The organism is Microbacterium sp. NPDC007973, assembly GCF_042958465.1.
GTDB lineage: Bacteria > Actinomycetota > Actinomycetes > Actinomycetales > Microbacteriaceae > Microbacterium > Microbacterium galbum.
Map to the genome: position 1 here is coordinate 781,511 of NZ_JBIBJJ010000001.1, position 19,858 is coordinate 801,368.

Genomic DNA, 19,858 nt, shown 5'->3' on the forward strand with positions numbered 1-19,858 from the left:
AAGGTGTTCACGATCCTGAGACAACCGAGAGGTGGATGCCATGCCCCGCACGATCGCCATCATGGGCGTCTGCGCCCCGGAACGCCGGTCCTACGCCGAGAGGACCGCCGTCGCTCTCGAACGCCCTCTTCACCTTCTGCGATTCGCCGATCTGCGAGCCGCGCACGCTCTCCCGACCCCGCGCCCCCGCGCCTCGGACGACCACGCGGTCGTCGACCTCGGCAGCGACGTCGATCTGATCCACGCGCTCGTGGCTCGCGGAGGAGCGGACGTCGAAGCGGTCTGCGCCGTCGACGCCCGCCACATGATCGGCGACCTGCTCGACGACGCCGCCCTGGTGGCATCCGCCCGCCCCGGCGACACCCGTGGCGACGTCGGCGCCCGCGCACGCCAGGCCGCGCTCGCGCTCGAGCTCGCGACCCGCATCGTGTGGATCAACTGGGAGCAGGTCCCCACACCCGCTCTCGCCGTGCAGATGGCACTCGCCTCGCACCTCAATCCCCGCGCCGTGCTGCGACTGTCGCGTGATCCCGTGAGCGACCTGCGCTCCCCCGCGAGGCACGAGGGCGAGCTGCTCGAGCGCGCGGGATGGGTGCGGGCGCTCAACGGCGAACACGACCCGTTCATGCGGGACAACCGCGTCGCGACGCTCGTCTACGAGCAGGTGCGCCCCTTCCACCCCGAGCGCCTGTCCGCCGCCCTCGACCGGTTGGACGACGGCGCGGCCGGTCGTCTCGTGCGCTCAGCGGGCTTCTGCCGCATCGCCTCGCGGCCCGGCATCCTGGCCCGCTGGGAGCACGTCGGCTCGGCGATGTGGATCGAGCCCCTCGGCGCCGACGACGGCCGCATGGGCCTCGGTCAGGAGATCGCCTTCACCGGTCTCGACCTGTCGGCGCCGCGCCTCGCGCACATCCTCGACGAGGCCGCCCTCACCGACGCCGAGCTCGCGGCCGGCCCGGCCGCCTGGGCGGCGTTCGCCGATCCCCTTCCGGCCTGGCCCGCCACGCAGCCCTCGATCCCGGATGCCGGCGACTGACCCACACGCACGTGTCAAGCCGGTTCGCCCGCACGGCGTCGAGGAGCACGGTGGAGTCATGAGCACTCCTGACATTCCCTCCCGCCACTCCGACGACGCCCACGCCGACTCCGCCGCGCCCACCGACGCCGTCACCGATGAGGTCCGCGAAGACGCCGCCGAGGCGGAGGAGCACGTCGACCTCGACGACCGCACCGGCGACGCCGTCGACGGTGACGCCGATCCCGCCGATGCTCCCGGCTTCCCCGCCGCCGAGGGCCACGCCTGACCGGGACCGCGTACGTCGGCGTCTCGGGGTGGCGCTACCCGCGCTGGCGCGGCGACTTCTACCCGCGCGGGCTCGTGCAACGGCGCGAGCTCGCGTACGTGGCTGAGCGCCTCCCGAGCGTCGAGCTGAACGGATCGTTCTACTCGCTCCAGCGGCCGTCGAGCTATCAGCGGTGGCGCAGCGACGTCCCCGACGACTTCGTCTTCGCGGTCAAGGGATCTCGCTACGTGACGCACATGCTGCGGCTGCACGGTGTGGGAACGGCGCTCGCGAATTTCTTCGCGTCGGGAGTGCTGGCCCTCGGACCCGCACTCGGCCCCTTCCTCTGGCAGCTGCCCGAACGCGTCGAATTCGACCGCGCCGACCTGGACGGCTTCCTTGCCCAGCTTCCCCGCACGACCGGGGAAGCCCTCGCCCTGGCGCGCCGGCACGACGAACGTCTCGAGGGGCGCGCCTGGCTCGAGATCGACGCCGACGTGCCGCTTTGCCATGCGCTCGAGCCCCGCGCCCAGTCCTTCGCCGATCCGCGCGCGGCCGATGTCCTGCGCGCGCACGACGTCGCGCTGGTGCAGGCGGACACCGCGGGGCGGTGGCCCGCTTTCGACGCCGTCACCGCGCACCACGCCTACATCCGCCTGCACGGCTCACGAGAGCTGTACGCCAGCGGGTACGCGGCCGACGAGCTCGACGCGTGGGCAGCGCGGATCCGTGGGCTCCTCGACGGTTCCCCGGACGGCATCCCCCGCGACGTCTACGTGTACTTCGACAACGACGCGCGGGGCCGGGCTCCGTACGACGCCGTGGAACTCGCGGCCCGCCTGCGCTGACGCGTCCGGGCGAAGAGCACAGTGCGGTGAGGTTCGGGACCGTCCACCGCGCAGGCGTCCCTGGCCCTCACGGCGCCCGGCTCCCGCGCTTCTCGCCGCGTCCCGACGACGGCTCAGGATGCCGCGAGCGCCCGCCCGAGCGCATCGCCCGAGGTCCACGCGGTGCGCACCGCCGCGCTCTCGCCCCAGGCGTCGCCGCACGCCGACAGGCCCGGCGAGCGGAAGAACGGCTCCCCGGTCGTCTCGGTCGGACGAGCGAACGTCCACCGGTGCGCGTGGGTGGCGACCGGGTCGTCGTCGATCCGCAGCAGACGCTTCGTCGCGGCCACGACGGGCGCGACCGCCGCGTCCGGATCATCGAGGTGGCGGTGCGCGCGCTCGCCCGTCGTGTGCACCACGAGCACGGGGGCGCCGTCCCCGCGCCGGTCGCCGTCGTCGGCGAGGAACGACACGTCGGCGTCCTCGGCCGCGAAAGCGCCGTGCAGGTCGGCATCCCACCGCCGCTCGTCCCACCGCAGCACCACGGCGATCACGGGCTCCCACCCCTGCTCCCCGCCCGGGGCCTCCCCCGTCAGCCGCGCGGCCTGCGGCGCGGGCATGGCCAGCACCACCTCGCCGGCGTCCTCGCCGTCGACGCGGAAGGGCTCGACGCGCTCGACGACGCGTTCCGCCTCGACGTCCAGCCCCTGGGCCAGATCGAGCGCGAGGGAGCGCAGTCCGAGGGGAGCCGCCCACCGCATCGGTCCGGGCTTCGGAGCGTGCGAGCCGTCGGGCTGGATCACCTGGAACGTGTCGGTCCAGGGGCGCGCGAGCTCGCGTTCCTCCCAGTCGGCCACGACGTGGGCGAACCCCTCCGCCTCGCCGACGACGAAGTACGACGCCCCGAGGTCCACCGCGCGCCCGTCGATGGTGCGGCTGGACAGACGCCCGCCCACGCGGCGACCGCGATCGAGCACACGCACCGACCGCCCGGCATCCTGAACCGCCCGCGCGCAGGCGAGCCCCGACATGCCGCCGCCGACCACCGTCACATCCACCGTCATGCCGTCATCCTCACGCGAACGCGCCGGAGGACGGGCGGGGTTGCGCGCGGAAGAACTCCACGCCCAGGTCGGGGTGGTCGACGAACACGCCGTCCAGGTCGGCGTCGCGCAGCACGGCCCATTCCCGCCGCCAGTCGCCGAGAGCGGCCCTGCCGCCACCCCGGCGGTACCCCGGCAGGAGGAAGGCGTTCTCGGGGCGGCACGTCCAGGTGAACACGCGAAGGCCGCGGTCGTGCGCCGCGCCGACGAACGCGGCGGGTCCCTTCGCACGCCCCCACCGGTCGGGGGCGAGGACGAGCCTCTTGTCGGGGCTGATGCCCTCGACCGCATCGGCGAGCGCGTCCAACCCCGTCCCCGTCAGCATCGAGGCGTAGGTCGCGGCCTCGGAGCCGTCGCGTTCGCGCAGATCCCAGGGAGCCCCGTCCGCCTCGATCAGCTGCACGAGCGGAACCCGGATGCCGCGCTCCCGCAGCCGCGCGAGCACGAGCGGCTCGAACGACTCGATCACCAGCGTGTCCGCGGCATCCGCCCATCCGCTCTCGCGCACCTCGGCCGCGACGAGCTCGGCCATGTCGAATCCGAGACGGGAGAAGGCCGCGGCGTGCTTGACCTCGAGGACGACCCCGACGCCGCCGTCGCGCGCGAGATCGAGGACGTCGCGCAGGCGCAGTACGGGATCGACGTCGTCGTGCGCGGCGCTCGCGGGCCGGATAGCCGGGATGCGCTCGCGGCAGCGGAGCGTCTGCAGCTCCGCCCACGTGAAGTCCTCGGTGAACCAGCCCGTCAGACGCTCTCCGTCGATCACCTTCGACGTGCGCCGCGCGGCGAACTCCGCCCGGGTCGAGACGTCGGTCGTCGCGGAGATCTCGTTCTCGTGGCGCACCACGAGCACGCCGTCCTTCGAGGGGACCACGTCGGGCTCGACGGCATCCACCCCCGCCGCGATCGCCCGCAGGTAAGAGGATCGGGAGTGCTCCGGGAGGTATCCGGGGGCGCCGCGATGACCGATGACGACAGGCACCCCGTCACGGTAGCGAGGGCGGGTGAACAGCGGGTCCGCTCAAAGCAGAATCCCAGTCAGCACAAGGATTCCGGCGGCCCTCTCGGCTAGTGTTGTCTGACAGCACGGTGCTGTGATCACCATCTTTTGGAGTGTGAGTTCCCGTGGCCCTCAACAACCCGGCATTCAACAACCCGGCGTTCCAGGACCCTCGAGCCGGTGGCGCTCAGACGCGCTACAGCCCGCCCCCGGCCGTCGACCCCGCCGCCGCCGCGTCGATCGAAGGCGCGTACGCCGCACCGTCGGCGAGCGCCGTCGACACCGGCCGCATGACGGTCGAAGACACCGTCATGAAGACCTTGGCCCTCTTCGGCATCCTGGTCGTCACCGCCGTCGTCGGCTGGATCTGGTCGATGGCCGGCGTCAGCGCGGCCAACCCGAACCCGAGCGCCGCTCCGATGATCGTCGGTGGCCTCGTCGGTTTCGTGCTGGCCATGGTCGCGACCTTCAAGAAGAAGCCCTCCGTCCCCGTCTTCGTCGCCTACGCGGCGTTCGAAGGCCTGTTCGTCGGCGGCATCTCGGCGTTCTTCGAGTTCATCCTCCCCGGCATCGTCCTCCAGGCGACGCTGGGCACCCTGTCGGTCGTCGGTGTGACGCTCGCCCTGTTCGCGAGCGGCAAGATCCGCGCGTCCGCCCGCGCCACCAAGATCTTCATGATCGCGATGGTCGGCTACCTCGTGTTCAGCCTGGTCAACCTCGGCCTGATGCTGTTCAACGTCCCGATCGCCGGAGGAGCCTTCGGCCTGCGCAGCAACGTCGAGATCTTCGGCATCCCGCTCGGCGTCATCATCGGCGTCTTCGTGGTCATCATGGCCGCCTACTCGCTGGTGCTCGACTTCGACCAGATCCAGCGCGGCGTCCGCAACGGCGCCGCCCGCGTCTACGGCTGGGTCGGCGCCTTCGGCATCATGGTCACCGTCGTGTGGCTGTACGTCGAGATCCTGCGTCTCATCGCGATCGTTCGCGGCAACAACTGACGTCTCCATCCGTCGCGCGAAGGGCCGTCCCATTCGGGGCGGCCCTTCGTCGTTCCCGCGCTGACGCCCCTCTCTCCCGTCGAGTGTCCAAGACACGCCGCGACCGGGAACGACACGCGGCGTGTCCTGGACACTCACGCCCGCGCCGCGCAGGCCGCCGCGCGACACCCGCACACCACCCCCGCACTGCCGCAAGGGGTACGGGCGCCGGATGCCGCGGCACTAGCCTCCCGGCATGAGCCCCGCGAAGACTCCCCCCGAGATCCTCGACATCGACGGCCACGAGGTGCGCGTCACCAGCCCCGACCGCGTCGTGTTCTCCGAGCCGGGCCTGACCAAGCTCGACCTCGTGCGCTACTACCTCTCCGTCGCGGACGGCGCCCTGCGCGGCGCCGGCGGCCGCCCCATGGTGCTCAAACGTTTCTCGAAGGGCCTCGGCCAGGAGCCGTTCTTCCAGAAGCGCGTACCCGAAAACCACCCCGGCTTCATCGATACCGCGACCCTGCGCTACGCCTCCGGCACCTCCGCCGAAGAGACGGTGATCCGGGATGCCGCGGGTCTGGCATGGGTCGTGAACCTCGGCTGCCTCGACCTCAACCCGCACCCCGTGCGGGCAGAGGACCTGGATCACCCCGACGAGCTGCGCGTCGACCTCGACCCGATGCCGGGCGTGGACTGGGCGCAGATCGTGGACGTGGCCTCCATCGCCCGAGACGTGCTGGAAGACCACGGGCTCGTCGGCTGGCCGAAGACCTCGGGCTCCCGTGGCCTGCACATCCTCGTGCGCATCCGCCCCGAGTGGGACTACGCCGACGTCCGCCTGGCCGCCGAGACCCTCGCCCGCGAGGTCGAGAACCGTGCGCCGGGGCTGGCCACGGCCCGGTGGTGGAAGGAGGAGCGCGGCGAGAGCGTCTTCGTCGACTTCAACCAGAACGCCAAGGACCGCACGGTCGCCTCGGCGTACTCCATCCGCGCGCTCCCCGACGCCCGCGTCTCAACCCCGCTCACATGGGACGAGGTGCGGGACCGCCGGCCCGAGGAGTTCACCGTCCTCACCGTGCCCGAACGATTCCGCGCGATCGGCGACCCGCACGCGGGGATCGACGACGCGGCCGGCTCCCTCGACGCCCTCCTCGCCCTCGCCAGAGAGCTCGGCCCCGCCGAGAAGCCCCCGCGCGGCTCCGACGGCTCCGGCCGTCGCGCCTCGACCATGCCGCTCATCGAGATCGCCCGCACCAAGACCAAGCCCGAGGCGCTCGACGCCCTCGACACGTGGAAGACGCGACATCCGGAAGCGTCCGCCGCCCTCCACCCCGCCGACATCCTCGTCGACGGCATGCGCGGCTCGAGCTCGCTCTGGTACCGCGTCCGCGTGAACCTCCAACACATCCCGGATGCCGAGCGCCCGACGCAGGAGGAGCTGATCGCCGACTACGACCCCTGGGCCAGCCGCACCGCGTCCTGATCCGATGTCAACGAACCCACGATGTGACGCATCCCGTAGGCGAACGCTTCGTCCAGGTCGCCACCGAGACGGAAGGCGCCCGTCAGCTCCATCGTGATGAACCCGAGCGCCCAGGAGGTCAGCAACCGCGCCGCATCGAGGGCACGCTCGGACCCGACGATCGCCGCCGTCGCGCGGAGCACGGGTTCACTGGTCGCCGCGAGCCGCTCCGGATCGATCGAAGACGCGAACAGCAGACGGAACGCCTCGGGCCGCTCCTGCCCGAAGCGGCGGAAGACGGTCAGCAGTTCGCCGAGGTCGCCCCCGGCATCCGTCAGCCGACGTGTCAGTTCGTCCGCCGTCGAGATGCCGACCAGTCCGAGGAGCGCCTCCCTGTCGCGGACGCGTTTGTACAGCGAGGGAGCCTTGACCCCGACGGCCGCCGCGACCAGCGCCGGGCTCAGCGGCGCCGCGGGCGCGAGAGCGCGTCGCCGCAGGCTGCGGCGAGCGTCCGCATCGCGCGCGCGGGGCTGAGGGCCGACGCCGCCTCCACGGCCTCCGCCGACAGGCTCTCGCGCGCCTCGGCATCCGTCAGCACCCGGACGAGAGCCGAGACGAGCGCATCCTCATCCCCGTCCGGAACCAGGATGCCGCCGCCTTCGGCCAGCATGTCGCGCGGGCCGTAGCGGATGTCGTAGGCCACCGCGGGGGTCCCGTGCGCGAGAGCTTCGGCGAGGGCGAGCCCCTGACCCTCGAACGCCGAGGTCGACAGGTACACCGCCGCGTGATCGAGCACGGCACCGGGGTCGTTCGTGAGCCCCGGGAGCGACACGGCGCCGGCCAGCCCGAGCTCGGCGATCAGGGATTCCAGCTCGTCCCGCTGGGCACCGGCCCCCCAGAGCTCCAAGCGTGCCGTCGGGACCTCGGCGACGACACGGGCGAACGCGCGAATGGCCGCGGAGAGGCGCTTGCCGGGAGCCAGGCGCCCGAGCACGACGACCAGATCGGCGTCGCGACCCGCCACGGGGACGACCGTCCCGGGCGCGCGGACGGCGTGCGGCGCGACGAGGTCGTTCGCCGCGGTTCCGAAGCGTTCGCGCACGTCGTCGCGCTGGTGCGCCGTCGGCCAGAGCACCGCGTCGAAGCGCGGGGCGATCTCGAACCAGCGCGTCCAGAGCGGGTTGAGCGCGGAGTCAGCGCGGAAGGGCGCCTCGAGGTGGATCGTGTGGACGGTGTGCACGATTCGGACGTCATCGTCGCCCCACCCCACGATCAGCTCGCCGAGCTGCCGGGACTCGCAGATGACGACGAGAGGTCGTGGGTCCTGCGCCCGCAGTTGCTTGCCGAGGTGCGTGAGCCACGCGCGGTAGAGCGCCCCGAACCCGTCGATCACCCCGATGGAACCGCCGGTGGCATCCCGGATGACGATCGGCGCCGTCGTCAGGTGCCAGTCGGGGTCGACGACGTTCGGGAGCGAGACCGCGCCGCCGGCGACGTCACGATACTCGAGCGCGGGATCCGCCTCACCCGCGTGGGTGGCCTCGCGCAGCCACTCCGCCGCGCCGCCGTCCGGCGCGACCGCCTCGTCGAAGAGGTTGCGGAAGATCCCGGATGCCGAGACGGCCCCTCGCTCGACGAAGGTCCGCCTGTGCGCGGCGTGGGCGTCGGCGGTTCCCGGGTCGACGGTCAGCAGCAGAGGCGCCGCTCCGGCATCCGCCATCTGCCGCGCCCGTGCGAGGGTCGAGATCGTGTACCCCCCGTCGAGGTCGGGGATGAGCCGGCTCGACAGGATGAGGTACCAGGCGTCGGGGAACTCGGTCACGAGGCAGCTCCGGGGATGAGGCGGAAGACAGGGAAGCCGGGAGCGATCTCGGCCAGGCGCTCGTCTGGCGAATTTCTATCGACGCCCTCGAAGAAGCGTCCGACCTCCCAGGCCCAGGCGACGAGATACGCGCGCAGAATGGGCGGTTTCTCGGCATCCGGCACCTCTTCGGCGCGGAACTGCTCGATCGAGCGCCCCGTTCGCAACTCGCCCTCGCCGGCCGCGCGGAGGTTCTTCACCCACTGCGTCGCCCCGCGTGGAGCAACGAGATATCGCTCACCCCCGACTCGCAGGGGGTTTACCGGGGTAGTCCGCCACTCGCCGGACGTGCGCCCGCGCACCGCGAGCACACGGCTGCCCGCGAGCGGCAGCCCGAGGCGTGTGACACCCGCGACCAGGGCGTTGAAAACGGTGTCGACGCGCGTGGGCCGCACGAATCTCTCGTTCATGCCCTCATCCTCCCGCATACGCCCCCGCCGTTCCTGGCGACGATCAACCGGATGAGGGTCTCCCGCCGGACCGACAGAGCGCCGCCGTCGCCGGACGGCGCAGGGGCACCGTCTTCGGGTCGATCGGGGTAGGGGCCCCGCTCTCGATTCGAAGGCGGTGCCCCGGAGCCGGCCGACGACGTCGGCGCGGGAGCAGGCTAGACGCCTACTCCCATTCGATCGTCCCCGGCGGCTTCGACGTCACGTCGAGCACCACGCGATTCACGTCGCGCACCTCGTTGGTGATGCGGTTCGAGATCTTCGACAGCACGTCGTAGGGCAGCCGCGTCCAGTCGGCCGTCATGGCGTCCTCCGACGACACCGGCCGCAGCACGATGGGGTGGCCGTAGGTGCGGCCGTCGCCCTGCACGCCCACCGAGCGCACGTCGGCGAGCAGCACGACGGGGCACTGCCAGATCTCGTCGTCGAGGCCCGCCTTGGTCAGCTCGGCGCGCGCGATGGCGTCGGCCTCACGCAAGATCTCGAGACGGTCAGCGGTGACCTCGCCCACGATGCGGATGCCAAGACCGGGCCCCGGAAAGGGCTGGCGGCCGACGATGGCTTCCGGCAGGCCGAGCTCACGGCCGATCGCGCGCACCTCGTCCTTGAAGAGGGTGCGCAGCGGCTCGACGAGCTCGAACTGCAGGTCTTCGGGCAGGCCGCCGACGTTGTGGTGGCTCTTGATGTTCGCCGTGCCGGCACCTCCGCCGGACTCGACGACGTCGGGGTACAGCGTGCCCTGCACGAGGAATCGCACCTGCTCGCCCTCGGCCGCGGCCTCGGCGACGAGGTCGGCCTGCACCTTCTCGAACGCACGGATGAACTCGCGGCCGATGATCTTGCGCTTCTGCTCGGGGTCGCTGACGCCGGCGAGGGCGTTCAAGAACGTCTCGCGCGCGTCGACGGTGATGAGCTTGACGCCCGTGGACGCGACGTAATCGTTCTCGACCTGCTCACGCTCGCCCTTTCGGAGGAGCCCGTGGTCGACGAAGACGGCGATCAGCTGGTCGCCGACGGCCTCGTGCACGAGCGCGGTCGACACGGCGGAGTCGACACCACCCGACAGGGCCGAGATCACGCGACCGGTGCCGACCTGCTGACGGATGCGCTCGACCTGCTCGGCGATGACATTGCCGCTGTTCCAGTCGGCGGGCAGACCCGCAGCCTTGTGGAGGAAGTTCTCGAGCACGTTCTGCCCGTGGTCGGAGTGCTTGACCTCGGGATGCCACTGCACGCCGTACATGCGGCGAGTGTCGTTCGCGAAGGCGGCGACCGGCGTGTGCGCGGTGCGGGCGAGGACCTCGAAGCCCTCGGGAGCACGCGAGACCTGGTCGCCGTGGCTCATCCAGACGTTCTGCTCGGCGGGCTGGCCCTGCAGCAGCGTCCCCTCGGTGACCACGGTGGCGTCGGTCGCGCCGTACTCGCGCAGCCCCGTGTTGGCCACCTCGCCGCCGAGCGCCTTCGCCATGACCTGGAAGCCGTAGCAGATGCCGAGCGTGGGCACGTCGAGGTCGAACACGTCGGTGTCGAGGCTCGGGGCCCCGTCTTCGTACACCGACGAAGGACCACCCGACAGGATGATGCCGACCGGGTTCTTGGCCGCGATCTCTTCCGCCGAGGCGGTGTGCGGCACGATCTCGCTGTAGACGCCGGCCTCGCGGACGCGGCGGGCGATGAGCTGCGCGTACTGGGCGCCGAAGTCGACGACGAGGACGGGTCGCTGGGACGTTTCGGTCTGTTCGGTCACCGGGTGCCCTCCGGGGCGGAGACGGGAGCCGAGGCCGGGGCGGCCTCGCGCTCGGCGAGATAGGCGCGCACGCCGCGGGCGGTGCGCACCTCCAGGATGAAGGAGAGGAACGGCACCACGCCACCGAGGGCGAGGAAGACGAACCGACGGAACGGCCACCGCATCAGGCTCCAGACGCGGAAGCACGAGAAGAGGTAGACGACGTAGAACCAGCCGTGGGCGACGAGGATGGCCAGCGAGACGTTGACGCCGTCGCCGGTCGACAGGATCTCGCACCCACTGCCGCCGGGCACGAAGAGCGAGAACCACTGGCAGTCGGGGCCGGGGACGGCATCCGCGAACCACAGGAAGCCGCCGGATCCGCCCAGGAACAGCTCCACGTGAATGGGCGTGTACTTCAGGATCATCTCGGCGACCAGCAGCAGCAGGCCGACACCGGTGATGATCGAGCAGATCTGGTAGAACTTCAGGGCTCCGCGGATCGCCGGGAACGAGGCGAGCTTGGGGGCGCGGGGCATGGATGCCAGTCTAGTCGCGGGGTTCCGCGGGTTCTGCCGCGAGGGGGTCGGGCTGCTCGCCCTCGAACTGTTCGTCCTCGAGGTCTTCGACCTCCTTCTCCCAGGCGTCGCGCGCCAGGCGGTACCAGAGGTAGAGAGCGAAACCCGCGAAGACCGCCCACTCGGCGGCGTAGAAGATGTTCAGCCAGTTGACGCGCGAGCGCTCGTCGGGTGCCGGCGACGCGATGGCGTCGAGGGGGCCGATGGCCGTCTGCGACGCAATGTACTGCCGGTAGACGTTCAGTCCCGCCGTATCGCTCCAGCGCCCGAGCAGCATGGCCGGCGACATCTTCACCAGCGTCTGCGGATCGGCCCCGGCGGGCGGGACCGAGGGGCCCTCGTCGGAGATCAGGCGACCGGTCACCTCGACCTCGGCACCCGGGTCGGCCTGGGCGTCGGCCTGCAACTGCGCGGCGGCGGCGTTCGCCCGGCCGAGATCGCTCGTCCACCCCGTCGCCACGGCGATCGAGGTCGGCTCGGTCGTCCCCGAGACGCGGAGCTGGCCCGTCACCCAGTAGCCCTCGACGTCGTCATTGAAGCGCGACGCCACGACGATGAAATCGGATGCCACCCACGTGCCGGTCACCTCGACCCTCTGCCCGACGAGCGGCTCGGGCAGGTAGTCGCCCGGCTGCACGACGTCGTCGAGCGGACGCACGACCTCGGTCTGCCCGGGCTCGGGCGGCGACGTGTCGACGGCTCTCCCGAGCTGCCACTGCCCGAGCCACGCGAGCGCTCCCGCCACCACGAGCGAGAACGCCAGGAGGGCGATCCACCGAGGCCGCAGCATGACCTCCCGCAGCGTGGGCGGGAAGATCTGAGGCGGTGCGGGGGCGGTCGCGGGAGTGGACGTCATGCGGTCTCCGGCGTCAGTGACCGTACGGGGCGACGACGACCTCGACGCGCTGGAACTCCTTGAGGTCGGAGTACCCGGTGGTGGCCATCGACTTCTTGAGCGCGCCGATCAGATTGGCGGTGCCGTCGGCGACGGGCGCGGGGCCGTAGAGGATCTGCTCGAGCGGACCCACACGGTCGACCGTGACCCGGCGTCCCCGCGGCAGCTTGGCGTGGTGCGCCTCGGGGCCCCAGTGGAAGCCCCGGCCGGGGGCATCGGTGGCCCGCGCGAGCGCGACGCCGAGCATGACGGCGTCCGCGCCCATGGCAAGGGCCTTCACGATGTCGCCCGAGGTTCCCACACCGCCGTCGGCGATCACGTGGACGTAGCGTCCGCCCGACTCGTCGAGGTAGTCGCGGCGGGCGCCGGCGACGTCGGCCACGGCGGTCGCCATCGGCGCGTGCAGGCCGAGGGTGGCACGGGTCGTCGACGCGGCTCCCCCGCCGAAGCCGACGAGCACGCCCGCGGCTCCCGTGCGCATGAGGTGCAGGGCCGCGGTGTACGTGGCAGCCCCGCCGACGATGACGGGCACATCCAGGTCGTAGATGAACTTCTTGAGATTCAGCGGCTCGGCGACGCTCGACACGTGCTCGGCCGACACCGTGGTGCCCCGGATGACGAAGAGGTCGACGCCGGCGGCGACGACGGTCTCGTAGAGGTCATGCGTGCGCTGCGGGGTGAGGGCACCGGCGACGGTGACACCGGCGGCACGCACCTCGGCGAGGCGGTCGCGCACGAGCTCGGGCTTGATCGGCTCGGAGTACAGCTGCTGCATGCGCCGCGTGGCGTCGGCCTCGGGGAGGGTCGCGATCTCGGCGAGGAGCGGCTCGGGGTCGTCGTAGCGCGTCCAGAGACCCTCAAGGTCGAGCACGCCCAGGCCGCCGAGGCGCCCCAGCTCGATCGCGGTGCGCGGGCTGACCACGGAGTCCATGGGAGCGCCGAGCACCGGGATCTCGAACGGGAACGCGTCGATGGTCCACGCGGTCGAGACGTCTTCGGGATTGCGCGTGCGCCGCGACGGCACGACGGCGATGTCGTCGAAGGTGTAGGCGCGGCGGGCGCGCTTGGCGCGGCCGAGGTCGATCTCCATGGTCACCCGACCAGCCTACCCGCGCCCTCCGACATCCCCGTCGGATCCTCCACCGTCGCGAGAAGCGACCGACGGCGGCGACGACGGCTCATCGGCGCCGCGCAGGAGCCGCGTGAGGGGTCCGTCGAGGGCGAACAGCACGAAACCGATCGACCCGAGCCAGGGGCTGAGCAGCATCGCCGCGCCGCTGATGAGCACCGCACTCAGGCCCGCCCGGCCGAGCCGGCGGGCGTCGTCCGCGGTGAGATCGGCGATGGCACTCGATCTCACCGCCCAGGCCCACTGGCACCACCCCAGCACGATCGCGAGGAAGAAGTTGACCGGCAGCAGGACGCGCCCCAGCACCAGGTCGGAGTACGTCGTGTCGATCGACGACGTGAACGGCACGAGCACGATCAGCAGCAGACGGACGTTGTTGATCCACATGCCCGCATCGTCGATGCGCACAATCCACTCGAACTGCCGGACGTGCGTCATCCACATCACGCACAGGATGAGGAAGCTGATGGCGAACGAGAACACCGGGTGCGCGAGCCCCAGGAGCCCTCGCGCCAGATCGTCGTCGGTACGGACGGTGCCCAAGGACTGATCCGTCAGCCCGAGCACCAGCAGGGTCGCCGCGATCGCGAAGACCCCGTCGGTGAACGCCTCGGTGCGGCGCGTCGACACGGACGCCTCCGGGTGACTCCTGCGCCGAATCATGCGCTCAGCGTATCCGCGTCGCCGAGCACGACGAAGGGCCGGGTGGTCGCCCACCCGGCCCTTCGCGAGAAGCGCGTTACTTCTTGTAGTTCGGAGCCTCGACGACGATCTGCACGTCGTGCGGGTGCGATTCCTTCAGCCCCGCCGACGTGATGCGGACGAACTTGCCCTTGGCCTTGAGCTCCTCGACGGTGCGCGCGCCGACGTAGAACATCGACTGACGCAGTCCGCCGATCAGCTGGTAGGCGACGGCGGAGACCGGCCCGCGGTAGGGCACCTGGCCTTCGATGCCCTCGGGGATCAGCTTGTCGTCGCTGGGCACGTCGGCCTGGAAGTAGCGGTCTTTCGAGTACGACGTCTTCTTGCCGCGGGTCTGCAGCGCGCCGAGCGACCCCATGCCGCGGTACTGCTTGAACTGCTTGCCGCCCTGGAAGACGATCTCGCCCGGCGACTCGTCGGTGCCGGCGAGCAGCGAACCCAGCATGACGGTGTCGGCGCCGGCGACGAGCGCCTTGGCGATGTCGCCCGAGTACTGCAGACCGCCGTCGGCGATGACGGGCACACCCGCCGGGATCGCGGCTTTCGCGGCCTCGTAGATGGCCGTCACCTGGGGCACGCCGACGCCGGCGACCACGCGCGTGGTGCAGATCGATCCCGGTCCGACACCCACCTTCACGGCATCCACTCCCGCGTCGATGAGCGCCTGAGCGCCCTCGCGGGTCGCGACGTTGCCGCCGATGACGTCGATGTGGTCGAACGACGCGTCGGCCTTGAGTCGACGGACGATGTCGATGACGCCGGCGGACTGGCCGTTGGCCGTGTCGACGACGAGCACGTCGACGCCCGCGTCGCGCAGGGCCTCGGCGCGCTGCCACGCGTCGCCGAAGAAGCCGATTGCCGCACCCACCCGGAGGCGCCCGTGGTCGTCCTTGGTGGCGAGGGGGTACTTCTCGCTCTTGTCGAAGTCCTTGATCGTGATGAGACCGGCGAGCTTGCCGTTCTCGTCGACCAGGGGGAGCTTCTCGACGCGGTGCTTAGCGAAGGTCGCGATGACGTCGTTCGCGTGGATGCCGACGTGCCCGGTGATCAGGCCGTCCTTGGTCATGACGTCCTTGACCTTCGTGGTCTGACGTTCGAAGCCCGAGACGAAGCGCATGTCGCGGTTGGTGATGATGCCGACGAGCACGCCGTCGGGGTCGACCACGGGCAGACCCGAGATGCGGTACTGCGCGCACATCGCGTCGACCTCGGCCACCGTGGCATCCGGGTTCGTGGTGATCGGGTTGGAGACCATGCCCGACTCGCTGCGCTTGACCTGGTCGACGATGCCGGCCTGGTCCTCGATCGAGAGGTTGCGGTGCACGATGCCGATACCGCCCTGGCGGGCGATCGCGATCGCCATGCGCGCCTCGGTGACGGTGTCCATCGCGCTGGAGAGCAGAGGGGTGGCCACCGTGATCCGACGCGTGAGCCGCGACGACGTGTCGGCCTCGCTCGGGATGACGTCGGTGTGCCCCGGCAGGAGCAGGACGTCGTCGTAGGTCAGTCCGATGAAACCGAAGGGGTCGTGCTGCTCCATGGATCCTCCTGCGCGCGCGGCGCCTGCTCGATGAAAGGACGTCGTCGGCCGGTGCGCCCGGGAAAGCGCTCCGCCTGGAATTCTAAAGCGTCGGCGACCCCGGAATTGTTCCCGCGGGGCCGGCCGCTGCACGCATGTGGGATGACACGGTTCGCTAACGACAGTGTCTGCGAAACACCGTCGACACATTACGCTCGTAGCGTCGACCGTCGAAGCTGACGGGACGACTTCGTCAGCGCTGCCGAACTGGAGACTCCGTGGGTCATTCCTCCCCCACCGCGATACGATCGCGCACCCTATCCCGACTGGCCGTGATCGTCGCGCTCTTCGCGAGCACGATCGCCGTCCTGAGCCTGTTCTTCGCGACACCCGCGAACGCCCAGACCACGCCCGCCCCCACCCCCTCCGCCTCGGCGGGAACGGGCGACGTCGCCACCCAGTACTCCATCGGCGGCATCATCCGCGCGGGAGACGAACCGGTCGAAGGCGTCGAGATCAGCGTCGAAGGCTCCGGTTTCACGGAGATCGGCACCACGGGCGCCGACGGACGCTGGGCGGTCGCGGTCCCCGGACCCGGCGCCTACACCGCGACGCTGCAGGTCGACACCCTCCCCGACGGCGTCGCCCCGCGCGACCCCGACAACGTCACGCGCGACGTGACGATCGGGACGACCAACACGGTGAACGTCCTCTTCCCCACCGGTGAGGGCACGGCTGCGACGGGCTCCATCTGGGACACGCTCTTCTCGCGCTTCTTCTACGGCCTCAACTTCGGCCTGCTGCTCGCCCTTGCCGCGATCGGCATCTCGCTCATCTTCGGCACCACCGGCGTGAACAACTTCGCCCACGGCGAGATGCTGACCTTCGGCGCGATCATCTTCTACGTCTTCACGGCGATGGGGTGGAACATCCTCCTCGCGATCCTTCTCACGGTCGCCCTCTCGGCGGCGTTGGGATGGACGCAGGATGCCGTGCTGTTCAAACCGTTGCGCAAGCGCGGCGTCGGACTCGTACAGGTGCTCATCGTGACGATCGGCCTCTCGATCGTGCTGCGCTACCTGTACCTCTACTTCTTCGACGGCGGCACGCGCAACATCGACACCGGCATCACCGACAACGTCACGATCGGCCCGGTCACGGTGACCCTGACCTCGATCATCAGCATGGGCATCAGCGTCGTCATGCTGGGACTCGTCGCGTACTTCCTGACCCGCACCCGCATCGGCAAGGCGACGCGCGCCGTCAGCGACAACGCATCGCTCGCCGCGGCGTCCGGCATCAACGTCGACCGCGTCATCCGCATCGTCTGGGTGCTCGCGGGCGCTCTCACTGGTCTGTCCGGCGTGCTGTACGGCCTGTACCGCGGAGTCACGTGGGACATGGGCTTCGCGATCCTGCTGCTGCTGTTCGCGGCGGTCACCCTCGGTGGTCTCGGCAGCGCCTTCGGCGCCCTCGTCGGATCGCTCATCATCGGCATCATCACGGAGTTGTCGACCATCGTCATCCCACCCGACCTGCGGTACGCGGTGGCCCTGATCGTGCTCATCGGCGTGCTGCTGTTCCGGCCGCAAGGTGTGCTCGGTCGTAAAGAGCGGATCGGCTGAGGAAGAACGACATGGACTGGCTTTCGATCTTCAACAACGCCGCGGGCGAGCTCATCAGCCCGACCACCGCGGCCTATGCCCTCGCCGCCATCGGCCTGAGCGTCCACTTCGGCTACGCGGGGCTGCTCAACTTCGGTCAGGCGGGCTTCATGGCCGTCGGCGCCTACGCCTTCGCCATCGCGACCCTGTCGTTCGCAGCCCCGGTGTGGCTCGCGATCCTCGTCGCGATCGTCGCCTCGGTGCTGTTCGCTTTCCTCCTCGGCATCCCGACCCTGCGTCTGCGGGCGGACTATCTGGCGATCGTGACGATCGCGGCGGCGGAGATCGTCCGCTACGTCGTCTCGACCGTGGGTCTGACCAGCGTCACCGGCGGGTCCCAGGGCCTGAACGGGTACAACCGCGAGTTCCAGGCGATCAACCCGCTGCCGGCCGGCACGTACGGGATCGGACCGTGGACATACTCCGCGAACGACTGGTGGGTGCGCCTGTTCGGCTGGGGCCTCGTCATCATCGCGACGATCCTCGTGTTCCTGCTCATGCGCAGCCCGTGGGGTCGCGTGGTCAAGGGCATCCGAGAAGACGAGGACGCCGTGCGCAGCCTCGGCAAGAACGTGTACTCCTACAAGATGCAGGCGCTGGTGCTCGGCGGCGTGATGGGCGGACTCGCGGGCGTGGTGTTCATCCTCCCCCGCGCCGTGCAACCCGGTAACTACGGAACGGCCCTGACGTTCTTCATCTGGACCGCGCTCCTGCTCGGTGGAGCCGCCACGCTCCTCGGCCCGATCGTCGGCTCGATGCTCTTCTGGGTGCTGCTCTCGCTGTCGAACGGCATCATCGTGGGACTGCGCGACGTCGGCATCCTGGGCTTCATGTCCAGCACGCAGACGGGCCAGGTGCGCTTCATCCTCGTCGGCATCGGACTGATGCTCCTCGTGATCTTCCGGCCACAGGGCATCTTCGGCAACAAGAAGGAGCTGTCGTTCAATGTCTGACACGACCGTCACCCATCCTCTCGTCAAGGGAGAGGTCCGACCCGGCTGCGAGAAGGTCGACCCGATCGTCGTCGCCGACGGCGTCACCCGCCAGTTCGGCGGTCTGAAAGCCGTCGACGTCGAGCACCTCGAGATCCCCCGCGGGCAGATCACGGCCCTCATCGGCCCGAACGGCGCCGGCAAGACCACGCTGTTCAACCTGCTCACCGGCTTCGACAAGCCGAACACGGGTCGCTGGAGCTTCGAGGGCTCGAATCTCGCCAGCGTCCCCGCGTTCAAGGTGTCGCGCCGCGGGATGGTGCGCACGTTCCAGCTGACGAAGTCGCTCGGCCGACTCACCGTGCTGCAGAACATGCTGCTCGGCGCCCGCGGGCAGAAGGGCGAAAACCTGTTCCGCGCCCTCATCCCGGGCACCTGGCGCTCGCAGGAGGCCGCCAACACCGAGCGCGCCGACGACCTGCTGCGCCGCTTCAAGCTGGATGCCAAGCGCGAGGACTTCGCCGCGTCGCTCTCGGGCGGCCAGCGCAAGCTTCTCGAGATGGCGCGCGCTCTGATGAGCGACCCGAAGCTCGTCATGCTCGACGAGCCGATGGCCGGTGTCAACCCGGCGCTCACGCAGAGCCTGCTGGGCCACATCCTCGACCTGAAGAAGGAGGGGATGAGCGTGCTGTTCGTCGAGCACGACATGCACATGGTCCGTCACATCTCCGACTGGGTCGTCGTCATGGCCGAGGGCCGCGTGGTGGCCGAGGGGCCGCCCGAGACGGTCATGAGCGACCAGGCCGTCATCGACGCCTACCTCGGCGCCCACCACGACACCGACCTGGGCGACATGACCACGTCGCAGCTCGAGACCATCCAGGCCGAGGCCGCCGCGGAAGCGGAGGCGGAGCTCACCGCCGACGAGAAGGACGGAAAGCTCTGATGACCGACACCACCGCCACCCGCACCCCGGTCCTGCGCACCGACGACCTCGTCGCCGGCTACCTTCCGGGCGTCAACATCCTCAACGGGTGCACCGTCGACGCCTACCAGGGCGACCTCATCGGCATCATCGGCCCGAACGGCGCCGGTAAGTCGACCCTGCTGAAGGCGATCTTCGGCCAGGTGAAGATCCGCGGCGGCGCCGTCCTGCTCAACGGCGAGGACATCACCTCGTTGAAGGCCGACAAGCTCGTCGGCAAGGGCGTCGGCATGGTTCCGCAGAACAACAACGTGTTCCCGAGCCTGTCGATCGAGGAGAACCTGCAGATGGGGCTCTTCCAGCGCCCCAAGGTGTTCGCCGAGCGCTTCGAGTTCGTCACGGGCCTGTTCCCCGAGCTCGGCAAGCGGCGTCGCCAGCGCGCGGGCTCGTTGTCGGGCGGTGAGCGTCAGATGGTGGCCATGGGACGCGCCCTGATGATGGACCCCTCCGTCCTCCTGCTCGACGAGCCCTCTGCGGGTCTCTCGCCCGTGCGACAGGACGAGACCTTCCTTCGCGTGGCGGAGATCAACCGCGCCGGCGTGACGATCATCATGGTCGAGCAGAACGCCCGCCGCTGCCTGCAGATCTGCCACCGCGCCTACGTGCTCGACCAGGGGAAGGACGCGTACACGGGCACGGGTCGCGAGCTGCTCACCGATCCCCGCGTCATCGAGCTGTACCTGGGCACCCTCGCCGCCGACGAGGACGCCAAGCGCGACGGGAAGGGCCCCGAGGCCTGATCCGCCGCCGATACTCCGCGAGT

Annotated in this window: 20 protein-coding genes; 9 read left to right on the top strand and 11 right to left on the bottom strand. The window is 70.3% G+C overall.

Translation table 11 applies throughout. From position 1 onward, the window contains the following. The first annotated feature begins 40 nt into the window (after positions 1–40). Genes ACFZA2_RS03840 through ACFZA2_RS03850 form a run of 3 tightly spaced genes read left to right on the top strand, consistent with a single transcriptional unit; the run spans position 41 to position 2,131 of the window. Positions 41–1,036 carry a GTP-binding protein gene (locus ACFZA2_RS03840; protein WP_391400843.1) on the top strand — a complete coding sequence of 332 codons (996 nt, stop codon included), beginning with the start codon at positions 41–43 and terminating at the stop codon, positions 1,034–1,036. A gap of 58 nt (positions 1,037–1,094) precedes the next feature. Further along, complete coding sequence (locus ACFZA2_RS03845; RefSeq protein ID WP_391400846.1) at positions 1,095–1,304, top strand: hypothetical protein; 210 nt, start codon at positions 1,095–1,097, stop codon at positions 1,302–1,304. Next, positions 1,301–2,131, top strand: coding sequence for a DUF72 domain-containing protein (locus ACFZA2_RS03850; protein WP_391401510.1), 831 nt, complete (start codon positions 1,301–1,303; stop codon positions 2,129–2,131). The genes ACFZA2_RS03845 and ACFZA2_RS03850 overlap by 4 nt, the downstream gene beginning before the upstream one ends. A gap of 113 nt (positions 2,132–2,244) precedes the next feature. Here ACFZA2_RS03850 and ACFZA2_RS03855 read toward each other — a convergent pair whose 3' ends face one another. Both ACFZA2_RS03855 and ACFZA2_RS03860 read right to left on the bottom strand, forming a co-directional pair. Next, positions 2,245–3,174, bottom strand: coding sequence for an NAD(P)/FAD-dependent oxidoreductase (locus ACFZA2_RS03855; protein WP_391400849.1), 930 nt, complete (start codon positions 3,172–3,174; stop codon positions 2,245–2,247). Positions 3,175–3,184: 10 nt separating this feature from the next. Continuing rightward, positions 3,185–4,195: a glycerophosphodiester phosphodiesterase family protein gene (locus ACFZA2_RS03860; protein ID WP_391400852.1), complete on the bottom strand. Its 1,011-nt coding sequence runs from the start codon at positions 4,193–4,195 to the stop codon at positions 3,185–3,187. Between the two features lie 143 nt (positions 4,196–4,338). Between ACFZA2_RS03860 and ACFZA2_RS03865 the strand changes: the two genes are divergently transcribed. Together ACFZA2_RS03865 and ligD are read left to right on the top strand one after the other, a co-directional pair. Continuing rightward, positions 4,339–5,211 carry a Bax inhibitor-1/YccA family protein gene (locus ACFZA2_RS03865; protein ID WP_391400855.1) on the top strand — a complete coding sequence of 291 codons (873 nt, stop codon included), beginning with the start codon at positions 4,339–4,341 and terminating at the stop codon, positions 5,209–5,211. 235 nt (positions 5,212–5,446) lie between these two features. Beyond that, a complete protein-coding gene (gene ligD, locus ACFZA2_RS03870; protein WP_391400858.1) occupies positions 5,447–6,676 on the top strand; it encodes a non-homologous end-joining DNA ligase in 1,230 nt (409 codons plus the stop codon). Here ligD and ACFZA2_RS03875 read toward each other — a convergent pair. From ACFZA2_RS03875 to guaB, 9 genes are all read right to left on the bottom strand, one after another. Beyond that, positions 6,643–7,152: a TetR-like C-terminal domain-containing protein gene (locus ACFZA2_RS03875; protein WP_391401514.1), complete on the bottom strand. Its 510-nt coding sequence runs from the start codon at positions 7,150–7,152 to the stop codon at positions 6,643–6,645. The genes ligD and ACFZA2_RS03875 overlap by 34 nt on opposite strands. Beyond that, positions 7,116–8,477, bottom strand: a complete 1,362-nt coding sequence (locus ACFZA2_RS03880) for a glycosyltransferase (RefSeq protein ID WP_391400861.1) — start codon at positions 8,475–8,477, stop codon at positions 7,116–7,118. The genes ACFZA2_RS03875 and ACFZA2_RS03880 overlap by 37 nt, the downstream gene beginning before the upstream one ends. Continuing rightward, positions 8,474–8,926 carry a nitroreductase family deazaflavin-dependent oxidoreductase gene (locus ACFZA2_RS03885; protein ID WP_391400864.1) on the bottom strand — a complete coding sequence of 151 codons (453 nt, stop codon included), beginning with the start codon at positions 8,924–8,926 and terminating at the stop codon, positions 8,474–8,476. Before ACFZA2_RS03885 ends, ACFZA2_RS03880 begins: the two co-directional genes overlap by 4 nt. Positions 8,927–9,131: 205 nt before the next feature. Next, positions 9,132–10,712: a glutamine-hydrolyzing GMP synthase gene (gene guaA, locus ACFZA2_RS03890; RefSeq protein ID WP_391400867.1), complete on the bottom strand. Its 1,581-nt coding sequence runs from the start codon at positions 10,710–10,712 to the stop codon at positions 9,132–9,134. Then, entirely contained in the window at positions 10,709–11,230 is a 522-nt protein-coding gene (locus ACFZA2_RS03895) for a DUF3817 domain-containing protein (RefSeq protein ID WP_363386845.1), read from the bottom strand. Before ACFZA2_RS03895 ends, guaA begins: the two co-directional genes overlap by 4 nt. A 10-nt stretch (positions 11,231–11,240) precedes the next feature. Beyond that, a complete protein-coding gene (locus tag ACFZA2_RS03900) occupies positions 11,241–12,125 on the bottom strand; it encodes an SURF1 family cytochrome oxidase biogenesis protein (protein ID WP_363386848.1) in 885 nt (294 codons plus the stop codon). A 13-nt stretch (positions 12,126–12,138) separates the two neighbouring features. Next, positions 12,139–13,254 carry a GuaB3 family IMP dehydrogenase-related protein gene (locus ACFZA2_RS03905; protein WP_391401516.1) on the bottom strand — a complete coding sequence of 372 codons (1,116 nt, stop codon included), beginning with the start codon at positions 13,252–13,254 and terminating at the stop codon, positions 12,139–12,141. A 15-nt stretch (positions 13,255–13,269) separates the two neighbouring features. Then, positions 13,270–13,923 (bottom strand): TMEM175 family protein, encoded by a 654-nt coding sequence (locus ACFZA2_RS03910; protein WP_391400872.1) that lies wholly within the window; start codon positions 13,921–13,923, stop codon positions 13,270–13,272. Between the two features lie 109 nt (positions 13,924–14,032). Next, positions 14,033–15,535, bottom strand: a complete 1,503-nt coding sequence (gene guaB / locus ACFZA2_RS03915; RefSeq protein WP_391400875.1) for an IMP dehydrogenase — start codon at positions 15,533–15,535, stop codon at positions 14,033–14,035. 311 nt (positions 15,536–15,846) lie between these two features. On the opposite strand from guaB, the gene ACFZA2_RS03920 reads away from it, so the two are divergent. Genes ACFZA2_RS03920 through ACFZA2_RS03935 form a run of 4 tightly spaced genes read left to right on the top strand, consistent with a single transcriptional unit; the run spans position 15,847 to position 19,835 of the window. After that, positions 15,847–17,139: a branched-chain amino acid ABC transporter permease gene (locus ACFZA2_RS03920; RefSeq protein WP_391400878.1), complete on the top strand. Its 1,293-nt coding sequence runs from the start codon at positions 15,847–15,849 to the stop codon at positions 17,137–17,139. An 11-nt stretch (positions 17,140–17,150) separates the two neighbouring features. Next, positions 17,151–18,131, top strand: coding sequence for a branched-chain amino acid ABC transporter permease (locus ACFZA2_RS03925; RefSeq protein ID WP_315993525.1), 981 nt, complete (start codon positions 17,151–17,153; stop codon positions 18,129–18,131). Continuing rightward, entirely contained in the window at positions 18,124–19,056 is a 933-nt protein-coding gene (locus ACFZA2_RS03930; RefSeq protein ID WP_315993526.1) for an ABC transporter ATP-binding protein, read from the top strand. Before ACFZA2_RS03925 ends, ACFZA2_RS03930 begins: the two co-directional genes overlap by 8 nt. Further along, positions 19,056–19,835, top strand: a complete 780-nt coding sequence (locus ACFZA2_RS03935) for an ABC transporter ATP-binding protein (RefSeq protein WP_363578040.1) — start codon at positions 19,056–19,058, stop codon at positions 19,833–19,835. The genes ACFZA2_RS03930 and ACFZA2_RS03935 overlap by 1 nt, the downstream gene beginning before the upstream one ends. Positions 19,836–19,858 lie beyond the last annotated feature (23 nt).